Annotated in this window: 1 protein-coding gene; it reads left to right on the top strand. The window is 50.0% G+C overall.

From position 1 onward, the window contains the following. On the top strand, positions 1–428 hold a 428-nt coding region (locus KIV40_RS34055; protein ID WP_375164948.1), incomplete at both ends, for a sensor histidine kinase.

Raw genomic sequence — 428 nt, 5'->3', positions numbered from 1 at the left:
GCTGGTGGGAGAGAAATGGTTCTCTGTGATCCAGAGTGCGTTTGATCCTAAAGATGACGATGGTCACGAGATCTCACTGAAAAATGGTCGCAAGGTGCGTCTGGCGATCTCCGCATCCGCTACCGGTCAGCTGATCTTAATTACCGATCTGACAGAACCTCGACTGCTTCAAGCTCGTGTGAGTGATCTGCAACGTCTCTCGTCATTGGTTAATGATATGCTGTTGTTCGCCAAAGGTGGTGCCAACAAGGTCGTAAAGCCATTTACCGTGTCAGAACTGATCGCGGAATATCAGCCCATGGTTGAGACGGCACTCAAGACCAACAGCATAGATTACTGCCAAGAAGTCGAAGGCGAAGAGACCCAGATGTTTGGCAATGCCAATGCAATCGCCTCTGCTCTGAGTAATCTGGTGCTTAATGCCGTGC

This window comes from Vibrio sp. D173a (genome assembly GCF_030248475.1).
This window is presented reverse-complemented; position numbering and strand designations above follow the sequence as displayed.